Source organism: Gelidibacter gilvus, from assembly GCF_004115975.1.
Taxonomy (GTDB): Bacteria; Bacteroidota; Bacteroidia; order Flavobacteriales; family Flavobacteriaceae; genus Gelidibacter; species Gelidibacter gilvus.
Genome location: NZ_SDDZ01000001.1, coordinates 468,126 through 484,390 on the forward strand (window position 1 = coordinate 468,126; position 16,265 = coordinate 484,390).

The 16,265-nt window shown below is 38.5% G+C and carries 13 protein-coding genes; 5 read left to right on the forward strand and 8 right to left on the reverse strand.

The window, feature by feature from the left end:
* Nucleotides 1-96 precede the first annotated feature (96 nt).
* From ESZ48_RS02035 to ESZ48_RS02045, 3 genes are read left to right on the forward strand one after another with little or no spacing between them, the layout of a single operon-like run.
* A complete protein-coding gene (locus ESZ48_RS02035) occupies nt 97-1,455 on the forward strand; it encodes a tetratricopeptide repeat protein (RefSeq protein WP_129015631.1) in 1,359 nt (452 codons plus the stop codon).
* A complete protein-coding gene (locus ESZ48_RS02040; protein ID WP_129015632.1) occupies nt 1,455-2,228 on the forward strand; it encodes a DUF4292 domain-containing protein in 774 nt (257 codons plus the stop codon). Before ESZ48_RS02035 ends, ESZ48_RS02040 begins: the two co-directional genes overlap by 1 nt.
* A gap of 59 nt (nt 2,229-2,287) precedes the next feature.
* Nucleotides 2,288-3,451, forward strand: coding sequence for a murein hydrolase activator EnvC family protein (locus ESZ48_RS02045; protein ID WP_223266330.1), 1,164 nt, complete (start codon nt 2,288-2,290; stop codon nt 3,449-3,451).
* 217 nt (nt 3,452-3,668) lie between these two features.
* Here the strand turns inward: ESZ48_RS02045 and ESZ48_RS02050 are convergent, their stop codons facing one another.
* Both ESZ48_RS02050 and ESZ48_RS02055 read right to left on the reverse strand, forming a co-directional pair.
* Nucleotides 3,669-4,178, reverse strand: a complete 510-nt coding sequence (locus ESZ48_RS02050) for an acyl-CoA thioesterase (protein WP_129015634.1) — start codon at nt 4,176-4,178, stop codon at nt 3,669-3,671.
* A 268-nt stretch (nt 4,179-4,446) separates the two neighbouring features.
* The gene (locus ESZ48_RS02055; protein ID WP_129015635.1) at nt 4,447-5,400 is read right to left on the reverse strand and encodes an HU domain-containing protein; all 954 of its coding nucleotides are present in this window, start codon (nt 5,398-5,400) and stop codon (nt 4,447-4,449) included.
* A gap of 103 nt (nt 5,401-5,503) precedes the next feature.
* Here ESZ48_RS02055 and dprA point away from each other — a divergent pair, with 103 nt between their 5' ends.
* Nucleotides 5,504-6,607, forward strand: coding sequence for a DNA-processing protein DprA (dprA, locus tag ESZ48_RS02060; protein WP_129015636.1), 1,104 nt, complete (start codon nt 5,504-5,506; stop codon nt 6,605-6,607).
* A gap of 350 nt (nt 6,608-6,957) precedes the next feature.
* Here dprA and ESZ48_RS02065 read toward each other — a convergent pair whose 3' ends face one another.
* The 5 genes from ESZ48_RS02065 to ESZ48_RS02085 form a co-directional block, all read right to left on the reverse strand.
* Entirely contained in the window at nt 6,958-8,727 is a 1,770-nt protein-coding gene (locus ESZ48_RS02065) for a MutS-related protein (RefSeq protein WP_129015637.1), read from the reverse strand.
* A gap of 16 nt (nt 8,728-8,743) precedes the next feature.
* Nucleotides 8,744-9,676, reverse strand: a complete 933-nt coding sequence (locus ESZ48_RS02070) for a M28 family peptidase (protein ID WP_129015638.1) — start codon at nt 9,674-9,676, stop codon at nt 8,744-8,746.
* Nucleotides 9,677-9,779: 103 nt separating this feature from the next.
* The gene (locus tag ESZ48_RS02075) at nt 9,780-10,526 is read right to left on the reverse strand and encodes a succinate dehydrogenase/fumarate reductase iron-sulfur subunit (protein WP_129015639.1); all 747 of its coding nucleotides are present in this window, start codon (nt 10,524-10,526) and stop codon (nt 9,780-9,782) included.
* Between the two features lie 11 nt (nt 10,527-10,537).
* A complete protein-coding gene (locus ESZ48_RS02080) occupies nt 10,538-12,535 on the reverse strand; it encodes a fumarate reductase/succinate dehydrogenase flavoprotein subunit (RefSeq protein ID WP_129015640.1) in 1,998 nt (665 codons plus the stop codon).
* 12 nt (nt 12,536-12,547) lie between these two features.
* Nucleotides 12,548-13,219: a succinate dehydrogenase cytochrome b subunit gene (locus tag ESZ48_RS02085; protein ID WP_129015641.1), complete on the reverse strand. Its 672-nt coding sequence runs from the start codon at nt 13,217-13,219 to the stop codon at nt 12,548-12,550.
* Nucleotides 13,220-13,491: 272 nt separating this feature from the next.
* Between ESZ48_RS02085 and ESZ48_RS02090 the strand changes: the two genes are divergently transcribed.
* Nucleotides 13,492-14,784, forward strand: a complete 1,293-nt coding sequence (locus ESZ48_RS02090) for an aminopeptidase P family protein (protein ID WP_129015642.1) — start codon at nt 13,492-13,494, stop codon at nt 14,782-14,784.
* 121 nt (nt 14,785-14,905) lie between these two features.
* On the opposite strand, the gene ESZ48_RS02095 is transcribed toward ESZ48_RS02090, so the two are convergent.
* On the reverse strand, nt 14,906-16,228 hold the full coding sequence (locus ESZ48_RS02095) for an aspartate kinase (RefSeq protein WP_129015643.1): 1,323 nt from the start codon (nt 16,226-16,228) through the stop codon (nt 14,906-14,908).
* Nucleotides 16,229-16,265: the final 37 nt, after the last annotated feature.

Genomic DNA, 16,265 nt, shown 5'->3' on the forward strand with positions numbered 1-16,265 from the left:
AATAGATGCCATAAAGTCAATTACAAACTCATAATAATTTCAACAATCCTAGCCAAACATTAGTGCTCCAGATAATTATCAGGACATAGAAAAAAAATGAACCACAAGTTCCACATATTAATCATCTTTTTAGGAATGCTTATCATTCCTCAAACCTCTCATGCGCAAGTTGATTTCAACCAAAAACCAACCGATGACCTTGGGAATGTTGAAGACCAATTTCAAGAGTACTTTTTTGAAGCCTTAAAGCAACAAGGCATTGAAAATTACCAGCGTGCTATTGATGCCCTTTTAAAGTGTAGAAAACTGGATGATAAACCTGTGGTGTATTATCAATTGGGCAAAAACTACAGCAAACTTAAAAACTTTGGCGCTGCTGAAGATGCCTTAAAAAGAGCGGTGTCCAAAGAACCTGATAACGAGTGGTATTTGGATGAACTTTATGATGTTTATAACCAACAGGGCGATACTAAAAATGCCATAAAAACAGTCAAACAATTAGTGAAATACCATCCAGATTATAGACAGGATCTGGCATCTTTATATATCAAAAACAAAGATTATAAAGATGCTTTAAAACTGTTGGATGAACTGGATAAAGAATTTGGTATTAGTGCTGATCGAGATTATTTGAGAAATCAGATCTATACCCTCACGGGACGTGAAGGTGCCCGCATTGAAAATCTTGAAGGACGTCTTAATCAGGACCCTCAAAATGAAACCAATTATCTGGCGCTTATTTATAGATACAGCGAAACTGGAGAAACAGAGAAAGCCTATGAAACTGCACAAAAATTATTAGAAGTGCATCCAGAATCGAAGTTGGTGCATTTGGCCTTATACAAGTTTTACTTGGACAGAAATCAGACAGAAAAGGCAATTGGTTCAATGAAAATAGTTTTGACGGCTCCAGAAATTAATCCCGATGCCAAAACAAAAGTGCTCAATGATTTTATAAACTTTGTGTCCAAGAATCCGGAACATGAAAAAGATCTTGTTGATATCACAGCACTGATTGATGAAAATAAAAGCTTTCAAACCTTGGTGGAACTGGCGCAATACTATTTAAAACTTGAAGATAAACCAAAGGCATTGATGTATTTTGAAGACGCTTTAAAATTGGAACCGAATAATTTTTCGGTCATAAAAGATGCCTTGTTGCTCCAAATAGACTTAAATCAGGAAGAAAAAGCCATTGCCAAAAGTGAACGGGCTTTAGAACTGTTCCCAGCACAACCGATATTGTATTTGATTAATGGCGTCGCCCATAATAAATTGAAACAAGGCAAAAAAGCTATCGCAAGTTTAGAAACTGGGTTGGATTACGTGATTGAAGATCCAAAAATGGAAGCCGATTTTTATACACAGCTCAGTCTTGCCTACAAACTCAACAATAATAATTCCAAATCTGAAACCTTTGCAAAAAAGGCGGCTGCTTTAACAAATCAAAATTAATGAGACTTTACAAATTAAGTATTTTACTACTTATATTAGGTTTGAGTGTAGGATGTAGATCTACCAAAACCCTAACTTCCAATGCTGTAATTGACAAAAGCATGACCGCAAAACAAATCATCCGGGAGAACGGAAAACAGGATGTGCGGTTTAAAACCTTACAAGCTAAAGTCCGTATTGATTATACCGAAGGAAATAAAGTTAATGGAACTACGGTTACCCTAAGGATGGAAAAGGATAAGGCCATCTGGATGAGTGCGCCCTTGGGAATGGCTCGTGTGATGATTACCCAAGATAGCGTCAGATTTTATGAGAAACTCAACAATCAGTATTTTGATGGAGATTTTTCATTGTTGAGTAAAATTTTAGGTACTGATATTGACTTCGAAAAGATTCAGAACATCTTTCTTGGCGAACCAATCTTTGATTTGAAAGCAGATACCTATGTCACATCTCCCAACGACGATTCTTATGTGTTGCATCCCAAAGACCAGCGCGCTATGTTTGAGTTGTTCTTTTTGATAAATCCAGGGTTTTTTAAGTTGGATTCACAACAATTGTATCAACCTTTGGAGAAACGGATGCTACAGATAGATTACAAGAAATATCAAGACGTGAGCAAGCAAATTTTTCCTGAAAACATTCGTATCATTGCAGTGGAAAAAAACGATGAAATCATCATCGATCTCGATTTTAAATCGATACATCTAAACGGCGAAGTCCGTTTCCCATTCAACATTCCGTCAGGATATAAAGAAATTGAACTTGAATAATGCGTAACCGTCCTAACATATTCCGATTGATCTTAGTTTTTTGCTTGTGCACGTTCGCCATGAACGCACAAAGTAAAAAGCAGCAGGAATTGGAGGCAAAACGTCAGTCTATTCTGAAGGAAATTCAACAGATCAATAACTTGCTCTTCACCACAAGAAAAGAGGAAAAGTCTATAATTACAACGGTTGAAGATTTGAATTATAAGGTGAATGTGCGTCAAAACCTTATTAAAGTCACCAACGACCAGGCCAATTTATTGACAAGGGAAATCAATACCAATCAAAAGCAAATAACCAGTCTGCGCGATCAATTGAAATATTTGAAGGAAGATTATGCCGCGATGGTAGTTAAGTCCTATAAAAGCAAATCAGAACAAAGCCGAGTCATGTTTTTATTGTCCTCAGAGAACTTTAAGCAGGCTTACAAGCGACTTCAGTACATTAGGCAATATACCGACTACCAAAAGGAGCAAGGCGAGGAAATCAGACGTAAAACTGAGAAACTGCAAGAGCTGAACACTACTTTAGTTAGGCAGAAAAAAGACAAGGACAAATTGGTGGAAGAAAACCGATTGGCAAAACAAAGGTTGGAGGCTGATGTGAAAGAGCATGAAAAGCTCATGGCTTCCGTAAGAAAAAACATGAGTACTTATGCTTCCCAAATTAAGACCAAACAGCAGGAAGCCGATAGAATTGACCGAGAAATTGAAAAGCTCATTAGAGAAGCGATTGCAGCATCTAATAAAAAAGCAGGTAAATCTGAAACAACTTCCAAAGGATTCGCATTAACACCTGAAGCCAAAGCATTGGAGGCGAGGTTTGAAACCAATAAAGGGAAATTACCTTGGCCAGTGCGTACCGGAGTCATTAAAGTGCGTTATGGAAAACAACGGTCATCCATTGATAATACCGTTGAAATAAATAGTAGCGGCATCAGGATTGCAACGGATAAAAATGCCAAGGTGAGAGCGGTTTTTAATGGTGATGTGTTAGCAGTTCAGGGAACAAAAACCGGAAATCCTTGGGTTTTGATCCAACATGGTAACTATATAACTGTTTATAAAAATTTATCGAAAGTGTATGTGGTAAAAGGGGACAAGGTGACTACCAATCAAGATATTGGCGAAGTATTTACCGACCCATCCAATGGCGAATGCCTCTTGTGGTTTCACATTTATAAAGACTCAAAATTTCAGGATCCTTCCGCTTGGATAGTGAGGTAATTTCCTAGCAATAAAGCTTTAGACGTAATTGATGGGATGTCGTTTTGGTATTATGCCATTGTTGGTGTTTTCCAACTCAAACGCCGTTGTTGGTGTTTTCCGCTAACAACTCAATATGACTCTATAAAAATTGGATTTATAAGCCTTTGTTGGTGTTTTGACGCCATTGTTGGTGTTTTTTACCAACAATTCCACCAATTTTTTAAACGCTCTATAATTACTGAAACAAAGCTTTAAGCTCTGTAGCCTCATTTGGCTTCATTTTTCCAGCCAATACCAAACTTAATTGCTTGCGTCTTAGTGCCGCTTCAAACCGTTCTTTTTCCAAATCAGTTTCAGGAACTATGGGATCGATTGGGGTTGGACGCCCCGTTTCATCTACAGCTACAAAAGTATAAATCGCTTCATTGGCTAAGGATCTAATGCCAGATTCGCGATCTTCAATCCACACATCAATATACACTTCCATAGAGGTTTTAAACGCTCTAGAAACCTTCGCTTCAACGGTCACGACACTTCCTAAAGGAATGACTCTGTTGAACGCAACGTGGTTAACAGAGGCCGTCACAACAATGCGTCGGCTGTGACGTCTTGCAGCAATACTAGCAGCCCGATCCATACGCGCCAACAATTCTCCTCCAAACAGATTGTTAAGAGGGTTGGTTTCACTTGGGAGTACCAAATCGGTCATTATACAGACGGAATCATTTGGGTGTTTGGGTTGCATGAAAAGTGTTTTTGAATTCAAAGTGCAAAGATAGGTTGGATTTGTGATTTTTTGCCATAAATGCGCAACTGATGATGAAGTTTTTTAATCAAATTTGTCGTTGCGGTTTTTGACAGGTTCATAGGAGCCCGCCCAAAAATCAAAGAAGATGCTAACAGTAATGTTCAGGTAAATTCACAAATAATCATGGAATGCAGCCAGTCGTAACTCGTAAATCAAAAATCGTAAATTTTAGATAGCGCTTGGAAAAATTCAGAAATCGTAAGTTCTACTCAAGTTCTCTTACCAACAACCAAGCCTCCTTGTTATAGTTCTGGCGAATATCACGTAAAGCCACCAAAGCCTCGTTGCTGTTTTCATAACTGGAATAGACCACTTCGTGCAGACCGTATTTGTTCACACCAATTTTCCTGGCCTTGAATCCGAGTTCTTGGAGTTGTTCCACCTTTTTATCAGAGTTTTCCTCAATTCTAAAAGCACCCGCAATAATATGGAATTTGCCCTGTTGTTTTTCAACATTCAAGGTGGCGGCAGGTAATGGGTTTTCAATAACAAAGGTTGCCTCCTGCACTTTGGCATCCAATTGTACGTTGGCAGCTTCTTGAGCCAGTTGATTATGGGTTTCTACCTGATTATTGTAAAAACTTGACGCCGCAAATCCGCCAATGGTTAAGGCAATAAGTGCCACGGCTGCATATTTCAGATAAGGTCTAGAAGACGAGGCTGCTGAAGCCCGTCTTTCTGGAGTGATGGAAATTGGAATCACGTCTTCAAGAGATTCTACTTGTTGCCTATAAACTTCACGATTAACGTTGGACGATTTGAATTCCGTAAGGCCAAAAGCATCCGTTAGGTAATTGCTGTTATGGGACGGTTCAAAAACAACCTTGCCATCACTGTTTAAAACCAAATCGCCAATAGTACTAAAACTCAGCGTTTCACCTTCAGTTAAAAAGGATTTGATCGATTTGACCTGTTTGCTAATTTTCTGAACGGCAACTTCATAGGGAATCTTTTCTGCATCGGCAATATAACTAGCCAATAGCCCGTCATTATGCTGTAATTGCTCATTAAATGAAATGACCTTTCTAGGTGGAAAAAAGGTATGGTTACTCTCATCAATTTTTGCCGAGACACGTTTGGTCAAAAATGCACCAAATTCCGGAATCGTTACGCAGTCGTAACGGTAGAGTAAATCGCTTATGTAAGTTTCTATATGCATTGAAACAAAGTTATGAATTTTTGATTTTGTTGGAAATTAAACACCTACTATTTATTAACATTGCTTAAGTTTAAACTGTTTATCCTCTTAATCAATCCTATAGATGTCAGATCAGGACTTAATTTACATTCTTGCACTTCAAAATGTGCCCAAAATAGGTGATATTACTGCCAAAAAGTTGATTGCACATTGCGGATCTGCGGAAGCGGTGTTGAAAGAAAAGCGAAATCATCTTCTGAAAATTGACGGAATAGGGAGCAGCATGTTGCAAGATGTTAATAACAAAGTGCATTTGCTTGCCGCAGAAGCCGAATTGAAATTTATCAGGGACAATGATATCCTATGTTTATATTTTATGGATCACAACTATCCTGAAAAATTAAAACACTGTATTGACGGACCTATCCTTTTATTTCAATCCGGAAAAGTCAATTTGAAACAACAGCGATTGATCAGTATTGTAGGAACTCGTAAGATTACCTCTTCAGGCGTGGCATTTTGTGAACAACTTATTGAGGAATTATCCGTTTTCAATCCTGTTATTATTTCAGGATTTGCCTACGGAACGGATATTACGGCCCAAAAATCAGCATTAAAACACCATCTGCAAACCGTAGGCTGTTTGGCGCATGGCCTGAATCAGGTTTATCCAAAAGTACACAAGAGATACGTGGCAGAAATTGAAAAGAATGGTGGTTTTCTAACCGAATTTTGGAGTACTTCCAATCCTGAGCGAGAGAATTTTTTAAAGCGCAACCGAATCATCGCTGGGATTAGTGAAGCCACCATCGTTATTGAATCTGCTGAAAAGGGTGGAAGCTTGGTTACGGCTGATATTGCCAATTCCTATAACCGGGATGTTTTTGCCGTTCCTGGTCGAACCACAGATTCGCAAAGTACGGGATGTAATAACTTGATTAAATTTCAAAAAGCACATCTGTTATCCCTTCCGATGGATGTGCCCTATATTTTAAATTGGGAATTGGAAAATGACAAAAAGCCTGCTATCCAAAAACAAATGTTTGTAGAATTGGATGCCGATGAGAAAATCATTTATAATTTTCTAAAAACCATTGAGCCCCAACTTTTGGATATTATTGCCTTAGAATGTAAAATGCCGATTTTCAAAGTGGCTGGTGTACTTTTGAATATGGAGCTTAAAGGAGTGATTAGGCCGTTACCTGGGAAATTATTTGAGGTCATCTGACCAATTCCTGCGTTTACATTGAGCCTGTCGAAATGAAGGCAGCAAACCTTTAGGTTCAACGTAGTTAATCTCGGGAAACAGAAGTGGAATCTTTATCTCATAGCCAAATCAAAACCTAAATACGTTTGGTTCAGTCATTTCTATAGCTGAAGTTAATTTCAAGAACATGATTAAAATTCCTTCCCTCTCAAGGGAAGGTGGATTTTAGCTCCAAAGAGAGCTAAAAGACGGAAGGGTTTTTATCTTGACTCTGGAATAATTTATAAAATCATCGGATATCATCTTGAAATATGGAAGTAAAAACCTTCGTTTTGTTTGTCGTCAGATAGGGCTTAGATTAATGCAAAACTTTAAATTATTTCCATCTTCTTCAACAAGAAACTGGCATTCATGTTTTTGCAAACCCCAGTTTTGAAGGTGTAATCAAAGTAGAGCTCATCATTAATGATTTCTGCATCAAAATAGTAGTTTTTGACTTCCTCTAGTTCCTTTTCAATTTCGCACAAACTTAAATCGTGGGTAGCAATGATTCCAGTAGCGTTTGACGCCACCAGTTTTTCAACAAATTTGCGCGAGCCGATAGCTTTGTCGGTACTATTGGTGCCTTTTAAAATTTCATCTAAGATGATGAAGTAAGGTTCATTCTGAATGGCATCTACGATGAATTTTAATCGTGTCAGTTCTGAAAAGAAGTACGAACTATCATCCGTTAGGGAATCGCTGGTGCGCATGCTTGTAATCAGTTTTACAGGATTGTATTCGCTTGAGCTGGCACAAACAGGCAGTCCAACATTGGCCATAACTATATGAAGGGAAACCGTTCTTAAGAAGGTACTTTTTCCTGCCATATTAGCACCGGTAACAATGAAGAATTGTTCATTATCAATGGTTAAATCATTATCGACGCGCTTTTCGGTTTTTAGTAACGGATGGCCTAACTCTTTGGCATTGATAACATGTTCCCCGTTTGTGATTGTTGGAAACACATAATGTGGGTGGTTAAAGGCATAATTTCCCAAACTATTATAAGCATCAAAAAAAGAAACCACCTCAAACCAATCTTCTACTTTGTCTTTATAAGCGGCAAGCCATTCCTCCACTTTATAACTGTTTTTTAAATCGGTCAGTAAAAACCCATTTCCAAAAATTGCTGAAATTAAATTGTTCCGATTGTCTAAGGCATCGAGGGCGTTAGAGAGTTTGGTAAAAATAACCGAGGCTTTTTCTGATTCAGATCGAATGATATTTTGCTTTTCGATTAGTACATCGGAAGTGAAGACCTCGTTTTCAATTTGCTTCAGCAGTAAGGTGTATTGTTTGAATGTTTCTTTAACTTTCTCAGTATGGAAAGATAAGTCGTTGATTTTCTTTAAGTACGCACCTGTAATAACCAAACCCAATAACAGCCAATAGCCTATAAATCCAATACTTATGATTTGAAAAAAGAACAATGAGAACATGATGATTGTTCCTCCCAAAAAGGCGTAAGGAAACCATTTCATTACTTTTGGTAAAAATGATTTGTGATTTTTAAGCCAGCTGATAATTTTTTCTGCAGAGGTTTCCACTTTTATCAAACTTGCTGTAGCGGAATAGAGTTGTCGCCACTCCGGTTTTGAAGCGAGTTCTTTAATGGCTTCTTGGCGCTGTACGATCGCGTCTACGGAGTTTGCTTTAAGTGCGGCTGCTAATTTTTGAGTGCCCTCATCAATAACAGTTCTATTAATGAATTGAAAAAATGACCCCCGTCCAAATAAATCGATGTCTAAGCTGTAAAAATGTAAAGGATCTTGAAACTTCTGACCTCGATCTCGGTCATGAAAATTGCCTGAACCAATCGCTTGTTCGGTTTCATTAACCTCTATCAAAGCTTTTTTAAGTGCTCTCTGTGCTTTAATATCGGTGTATTTAGATAATAGTGCTACAAACACGACGATGCCAACAATAGCGATTCCGGCTGATAGTTGCCAGTTAGAAAATGTAAAGTAAATGCCTAATACCGTAAGTAGAAACACTAGAATACGCAACAAACTTAAGAACGTCGTTTTTTTATATAGGGCATTCGCTTCGGCCTGGTAGCGCTCAATGTTCTGTTGGTAATAGGTAGTGGGGTGATCCATACGTGAAAAGTTTTATTTAAAAGCGCATCGCGTCTAATGTACTGAAAATTGAAATTATAGTTTTTACAGCGTTTTTGTAAAACTCTGGATGGATATTTTCAAACCTATCGGTAGGCTTATGATAGTCTTTATGGTCTTCTACGCCGAAGTATAAGAAAGGAATATTTTTTTGATGAAATGGCGCATGATCTGAAGACATCGTCCAGTTTTCTATACCATCCTTACCATCATGTCCCATTAAAAGTGTCAACTTTTCAGAATTCTCATAGTTTGAAATAACATTTTTTAGGGTGCTATTAAATGCTGTTCCAACGGCATAAAGTTCATTGTTGTCGTTGCGGCTAATCATATCCATATTCATATTGAGCTTAATATGCTCAAGTGGGACAATAGAATTTGTAACAAAATAACGTGATCCTGAAAGACCCAATTCCTCTGCATCAAAAGCAGCCAGAATAACCGAATGTTCAGGCGGATGGGTTTCGAAATATTCAGCAAAGGCAAATAATGCAGCTACTCCTGAGGCGTTATCATCAGCACCATTATAAATTTGATTGTTTTTTATGCCTTCATGGTCATAATGTGCACTGATTACAATATAGTCTTTCGGATGTTTTGAACCTTTAACATAGCCCAAAATATTCATGCCTGAATACGATTTTCCTCTAGAAACAAATGAGAACGATTGCTGAAAGTCCTCAGTAAAAGGTAGCACATTGAGGCTTTTATATTTTCTGATAATATGATTTTTCGCTTTTTCGGCACCTGCAGTACCTGTACGTCGGCCTTGAAATGCATCAGAAGACAAGGTTTTAATCTGAAAAACCAAACTATCTGGATTAAAAGGAAACGGTGCTTCAAGTGTGGTTGATCGCTTAAGTTCCTGTGCGTTTGAAACGGCAGTAAAACCAAAAAACGCAAAAATTGTAAGCCATAAAATGTGCTTCATAGTAGAGGGGATTTAAAAAGATAAAGAAACAAAAAATCCCAATAGTGAATTGGGATTTTATGAGTTTTTAACGCCTTCTTTTTTTGGGAAGGTTATGAAATGCTTATCCTTTTAAACTTGCAGCCAAATATTCGCGGTTCATTCTTGCGATATATTCCAATGAAATACCTTTTGGACATTCCACTTCACAAGCTCCAGTATTGGTACAGTTACCAAAACCTTCTTCATCCATCTGTTTTACCATGTTTAAAACACGATCCGTAGCTTCAACCTTTCCTTGTGGTAATAGGGCAAATTGAGATACTTTGGCAGCAACGAACAACATGGCCGAAGAGTTTTTACAACTCGCCACACAGGCGCCACAACCAATACAGGTAGCTGCTTCAAATGCTTCGTCGGCATCGTGTTTGTTTATCGGAATGGCATTCGCATCAATGGTATTTCCAGAGGTATTGACTGAAATGAATCCGCCTGCATGTTGGATGCGGTCAAATGAACTTCTGTCTACAACCAAATCCTTAATTACAGGAAATGCATTGGCTCTAAATGGTTCGATAAAAATAGTATCGCCATCCTTGAACATACGCATATGCAATTGGCAGGTGGTAATTCCTTTATCGGGACCATGTGGCTCGCCATTAATATGAAGTGAGCACATCCCGCAGATTCCTTCACGGCAATCGTGATCAAATGCTACCGGCTCTTCATTTTTATTGATTAATTCTTCGTTTAAAATGTCCAACATTTCCAAGAAGGACATATCGCCGTCAATTCCATCGATTGGGTAATCGACTATTTTTCCTTTCGTGTCAGCGTTTTTTTGACGCCATATTTTTAAAGTTAATTTCATAACGTTCCTTCTTATTTATAACTTCTTTCTTTCACTTCAATATTTTCGTATACCAAGTCCTCCTTATGAAGTACTGCGTCTTTTGGCGCTCCTTTATATTCCCATGCGGCAACATATTGGAATTCCGGACGTCTTAAAGCTTCGCCTTCTTCAGTTTGGAATTCTTCTCTAAAATGGCCTCCAGCAGATTCTTCTCTTTCAAGAGCATCTTTGGCAAAAAGTTCACCTAATTCTAAATAATCCGCAACGCGCATGGCTTTGGCCAATTCTTCATTGTACTCGTTTTGGATTCCTGGAACTCTTACATCCTTCCAGAATTCTTCACGAAGCGCTGCAATTTCAACAATGGCTTCTCTTAAACCTTGAGCATTTCTGGCCATTCCACACTTGTTCCACATGATTTTTCCAAGTCTCTTGTGGAAATGATCAACAGAATGTGCGCCATTATTATTGATTAAGTGATCCAAATTGTCTTTTACACTTTTTTCTGCTTCATCAAATTCAGGAGAATCGGTTGGTATTTTACCAGTTCTAATATCTTGTGACAAATAATCGCCAATGGTATAAGGCAAAACAAAATAGCCATCTGCCAAGCCTTGCATTAATGCCGATGCACCAAGACGGTTAGCACCGTGATCTGAGAAGTTAGCTTCTCCAATACAATAAAGCCCAGGGACATTGGTCATCAAGTTGTAATCTACCCAAAGACCGCCCATGGTATAGTGCACCGCAGGATAAATCATCATTGGGGTTTCATACGGATTCTGATCGACAATCTTCTCGTACATCTGGAAAAGGTTACCATATTTTTCTCTGATAACATCCTGCCCAAGTCTTTTGACGACCTTAGGGTCTTTTTCATCAAAACCTTTCACGTGCGCACGTTCTTTTCCGTAACGTTCAATAGCTGAAGCGAAATCCAGATAGACAGCTTCGCCAGTTTTGTTAACACCGTAACCAGCATCACAACGTTCTTTAGCTGCACGAGAGGCCACATCACGAGGCACCAAGTTTCCAAAAGCCGGATAACGACGCTCTAAATAATAGTCTCTATTTTCTGCAGGAATATCTGTAGGTTTTAATTTGCCTTCTCTAATGGCCAATACATCATCCATGTTTTTTGGTACCCAAATACGACCGTCATTACGGAGCGATTCAGACATCAAAGTCAATTTAGATTGATGATCTCCAGAAACAGGAATACAGGTTGGGTGAATTTGCGTGTAACACGGATTTGCAAAGAAAGCACCACGTTTGTGCGCTTTCCAAGCGGCAGTTACGTTACTTCCCATGGCATTAGTGGATAAGAAGAACACGTTTCCGTAACCTCCAGTACCCAAAACCACAGCATGAGCAGAATGACGCTCAACTTCTCCGGTGACTAAATTTCTTGCGATAATGCCTCGCGCTTTTCCACCAACTACTACAACGTCCAACATTTCATGACGGTTGTACATGGTAATTTTTCCACGCCCAATTTGTCGGTTCATGGCTGAATAAGCACCTAATAATAACTGTTGACCTGTTTGACCGGCAGCATAAAAAGTACGTGACACCAATACCCCACCAAAGGAGCGGTTGTCTAAATAGCCACCATATTCACGTGCAAAAGGAACCCCTTGTGCAACGCATTGGTCAATAATATTTGCCGAAACTTCGGCCAAACGATACACGTTGGCTTCTCGAGAACGGTAATCGCCACCTTTTACAGTATCATAAAATAATCTGTAGGTTGAGTCACCATCACCTTGATAGTTTTTAGCGGCATTAATCCCACCTTGTGCGGCAATAGAGTGCGCACGACGTGGTGAATCCTGAAAACAAAAAGCCTTTACGTTATAACCTAGCTCTGCCAAGGTTGCAGCCGCAGAGCCACCTGCCAATCCTGTTCCCACCACGATAACATCAATGTTACGTTTGTTTGCAGGGTTGACAAGGTCAATGTTGTTTTTATAATTAGTCCACTTATCAGCAAGTGGACCTTCTGGTATTTTAGAATCTAAAGCCATATTAGATGTTTTTTAGTTGAAGTGATGATAGAGAGCGATGAAAATAAATCCTAATGGGATGATGATGGCATAAGCCTTTCCAAATCCTCTTAATCCTCTTGTATATTTATTATTGGCGCCCACCGACTGAAATGCCGAACTGAACCCATGTAATAAGTGCAATGCTAAAAACACAAACGCCAAACAATAAAGCGCTACGCGCCATACGTCCACAAATTTGTGCTGTAAGTGCTCAAAATAGCGATACTCACCATTTGGAAGCAATCCTGACATGTCGCCATCAATGAATTTCATTTGAATTTCTGGAAACCAAAAATCGTAAAAATGAAGTCCCAAGAACAATAGAATTACTGCACCTGTGTAAATCATGTTTCTGCTCATCCAAGTAGAATTGGCATTGCCATTATATTTGACATACCCAATACTTCTTGCGTTTCTGTTTCTTATTTCCAGCACCATGCCCATCGCAAAGTGAAAAAGCACACCCAGAATTAAAATGGGTTGCGCAATATATTGTACGACCCAATTCGTTCCCATAAAGTGAGATACGTCGTTAAAAACGTCTGCACTGAATACAGAAAGCATATTAATTGCAAAATGTTGTACTAAGAAAATCATAAGGAAGAATGCCGAAAGCGCCATGGCAAACTTTCTTCCAACTGAAGAATTAAAAATTCCGCCCATATTTTGTAGTTAGTTTAATGTGAGACAAAGATACGTTTCAAACGATTGAATGCCAAGAAATAGATTTATTTATACTTATTTGGAATGAGTTTAATTAAAGAGAAGAATTCATCAATTTTGATAATCCAATCGGATCTTAAATACATTTGATTAATTTTTAAATTTAGCGATTAAGAGAACACCAGCAAAATTTGAGGTTAAAAGTTTCATAAAAAAGAATCTGACTTTTTTAAGCCCCTCTAAATCTGTAAATTTGTGAAAACGACAAATTCATGAAATACGACAGAATAGATTCCAAGCTTTTTATAAACAACCGAAAAAACTTTATGGCTCAGATGAAGTCGAGCAGTTTGGCGGTTTTTAATTCCAATGATATCTATCCCATCAGTGCGGACAGTACCATGCCATTTCAGCAACACCGCGATATTTTTTATTTGAGCGGTGTGGATCAAGAAGAAAGTATACTGGTGCTTTTTCCTGATTGTCCAAAGGAAAAGCATCGTGAAATTTTATTTTTGAAAGAAACCAATGCTCATATTGCCGTTTGGGAAGGAGAGAAGTTGACAAAGGAAGCTGCTTTTAAAACGTCTGGTGTCAAAACTGTTTATTGGTTGCAAGACATGGAAAAAATCATGTTTGAATTGATGTCGCAATGTGATACCGTATATATCAATACCAACGAGCATTATCGTGCTAGCGTAGAAACGGAAACACGGGAAGACCGTTATACAAAATGGCTAAAAGAAAAATATCCTGCGCATTCTGTAGCGAAGAGCAATCCTATTTTGCAGCGTTTACGTTCTGTAAAAGATCAAATAGAACTTGATCTGATGCAAAAGGCTTGTGACATTACCGAAAAAGGCTTTAGAAGACTTTTAGGCTTTGTGAAACCAGGTGTTTGGGAATATGAGATTGAAGCAGAACTGATGCACGAATTTTTGCGCAACCGCTCCAAAGGATTTGCCTATACGCCGATTATAGCGGCTGGGAATAATGCGAATGTTTTGCATTATGTGGTCAATAATCAGCAATGTAAGGCAGGCGATTTGATTCTATTGGATGTTGGTGCAGAATACGCCAACTATTCGAGTGACATGACAAGAACCATTCCAGTCTCCGGGAAATTTTCAAAACGTCAAAAAGAGGTTTACAATGCAGTTAACCGTGTGAAAAATGAAGCTCAAAAAATGTTGGTTCCTGGAACTATTTGGGCAGACTATCATATGGAAGTTGGAAAAATCATGACTTCAGAATTGTTGGGTTTAAAATTATTGGACAAAGCCGATGTTAAGAATGAAGACAAAGATTGGCCAGCCTACAAAAAATATTTTATGCACGGCACCAGTCATAATATTGGCTTGGATACGCATGACTACGGAATTTTGACCGAGCCAATGCAGGCGAATATGGTGTTTACCGTAGAACCTGGAATCTATATACCTGAAGAAGGCTTTGGCATTCGATTGGAAGATGATTTGGTGATTCAGAAAAAAGGAGAGCCATTTAATCTGATGGGCAACATCCCTATTGAGGCGGAAGAGATTGAAGAAATCATGAATTCGTAAAATAATTATAGTAGAGGCTCTTTGCAAAGAGCCTCTACACTTTGCAAAGAGCCTCTACTATAATCCCAACCTGATTGGTTTCCAGGCAAAATAATGCGGAAACATCAATCAGGTTTTTTTATTATGCCGGCACCAAATCAAACACATATCTATTGAGTTTTCTCAAAGTTTCAATCTTATCGCCGGTATTGATCAATAAAGAAATATTGTTGCTACTGCCGCCATAAGAAATCATTCTAACGTTGACATCTTGCAGAATCTGGAATAATTTTGGCGTATCTGGGTGATAGACGATATGATGTCCAACAAGGCAAACGATCGTTCTAAAACTATCGACTTCTACCTTTGCAAATTTCTCCAATTCAGTTACAATTTCAGACAGATTTTTGGTGTCATCAATCGTGAGTGATATGGCGATCTCTGAAGTTGTAATCATGTCAATGGACGTTTCGTGTTTCTCGAAAATCTCAAATACTTTTTTTAAGAATCCGTGTGCCAATAGCATTCTGGCCGATTTTATTTTGATGGCCGTAATACCATCTTTGGCAGCAATGGCTTTAATGCCGTCGCCATGAATGTCATTAGTGATTAATGTGCCATGTGCAGCGGGTGAGTTGGTATCCTTTAAACGTACCGGAATGTCTAAGTCACGTACAGGTGTGACCGTTTGTGGATGTAAAATCTTCGCTCCAAAATAGGCTAATTCTGCCGCCTCATCAAATGAAAGATTAGAAATGGCATGAGTGTCTGGAACAAACCGCGGATCGTTATTATGGAAACCATCAATATCCGTCCAGATTTGAACTTCTTTAGCGTGTAAAGCAGCGCCAATAATGGTTGCGGTATAATCGCTTCCACCACGCTGTAAGTTGGCAATCTCTCCCTCGGCATCCAAACAAATGAACCCTTGGGTAATATAGATATCAGCCTGAGGAAGTTCATTAATGATCCGATTGAAATTTTGACGAATGTAAAAATTGTCGGGTTCATTGTATTTATCTATCCGCATAAAATCCAAAGCAGGCAATAAAGCAGCATTTAGACCTTCCTGCAGTAAAAATCGGCTAAAAATGAAGGTGGACAACAATTCGCCTTGGGCTACTATTTTATTAGAAAGCGACGTCGAATAATTGACGTTGACAGTTGCTTTAAGCGTGTCGAAAATGGAACTAACATATGCTTCTGCTTCATTTCTTAGATCACTTTGATGGATTAATTGATGCACCGTTTGTATATAAGATTTGTGAAGATCAGAAATCAGATCCAATGCGTTTTCTATCTCTTTAAACTTTATGCACTCTGAAATAGTGACCAGCGCATTGGTAGTTCCTGACATTGCAGATAATACGACCACCTTACATTGACCATCGTCGATAATGTTTTTGACATTGGTCATATTTTCTATTGACCCGACTGATGTGCCTCCAAATTTTAATACGAGCATAATTTTAATTTTTTATCGGGCGAAAATAGGCGCAACA

Excerpts from the sequence above, each read along its gene's own strand:
- ESZ48_RS02035 (WP_129015631.1), top strand. The coding sequence starts at position 97 with ATGAACCACAAGTTCCACATATTAATCATCTTTTTAGGAATGCTTATC.
- ESZ48_RS02040 (WP_129015632.1), top strand. The coding sequence starts at position 1,455 with ATGAGACTTTACAAATTAAGTATTTTACTACTTATATTAGGTTTGAGT.
- ESZ48_RS02045 (WP_223266330.1), top strand. The coding sequence starts at position 2,288 with ATGAACGCACAAAGTAAAAAGCAGCAGGAATTGGAGGCAAAACGTCAG.
- ESZ48_RS02050 (WP_129015634.1), bottom strand. The coding sequence starts at position 4,178 with ATGCAACCCAAACACCCAAATGATTCCGTCTGTATAATGACCGATTTG.
- ESZ48_RS02055 (WP_129015635.1), bottom strand. The coding sequence starts at position 5,400 with ATGCATATAGAAACTTACATAAGCGATTTACTCTACCGTTACGACTGC.
- dprA (WP_129015636.1), top strand. The coding sequence starts at position 5,504 with ATGTCAGATCAGGACTTAATTTACATTCTTGCACTTCAAAATGTGCCC.
- ESZ48_RS02065 (WP_129015637.1), bottom strand. The coding sequence starts at position 8,727 with ATGGATCACCCCACTACCTATTACCAACAGAACATTGAGCGCTACCAG.
- ESZ48_RS02070 (WP_129015638.1), bottom strand. The coding sequence starts at position 9,676 with ATGAAGCACATTTTATGGCTTACAATTTTTGCGTTTTTTGGTTTTACT.
- ESZ48_RS02075 (WP_129015639.1), bottom strand. The coding sequence starts at position 10,526 with ATGAAATTAACTTTAAAAATATGGCGTCAAAAAAACGCTGACACGAAA.
- ESZ48_RS02080 (WP_129015640.1), bottom strand. The coding sequence starts at position 12,535 with ATGGCTTTAGATTCTAAAATACCAGAAGGTCCACTTGCTGATAAGTGG.
- ESZ48_RS02085 (WP_129015641.1), bottom strand. The coding sequence starts at position 13,219 with ATGGGCGGAATTTTTAATTCTTCAGTTGGAAGAAAGTTTGCCATGGCG.
- ESZ48_RS02090 (WP_129015642.1), top strand. The coding sequence starts at position 13,492 with ATGAAATACGACAGAATAGATTCCAAGCTTTTTATAAACAACCGAAAA.
- ESZ48_RS02095 (WP_129015643.1), bottom strand. The coding sequence starts at position 16,228 with ATGCTCGTATTAAAATTTGGAGGCACATCAGTCGGGTCAATAGAAAAT.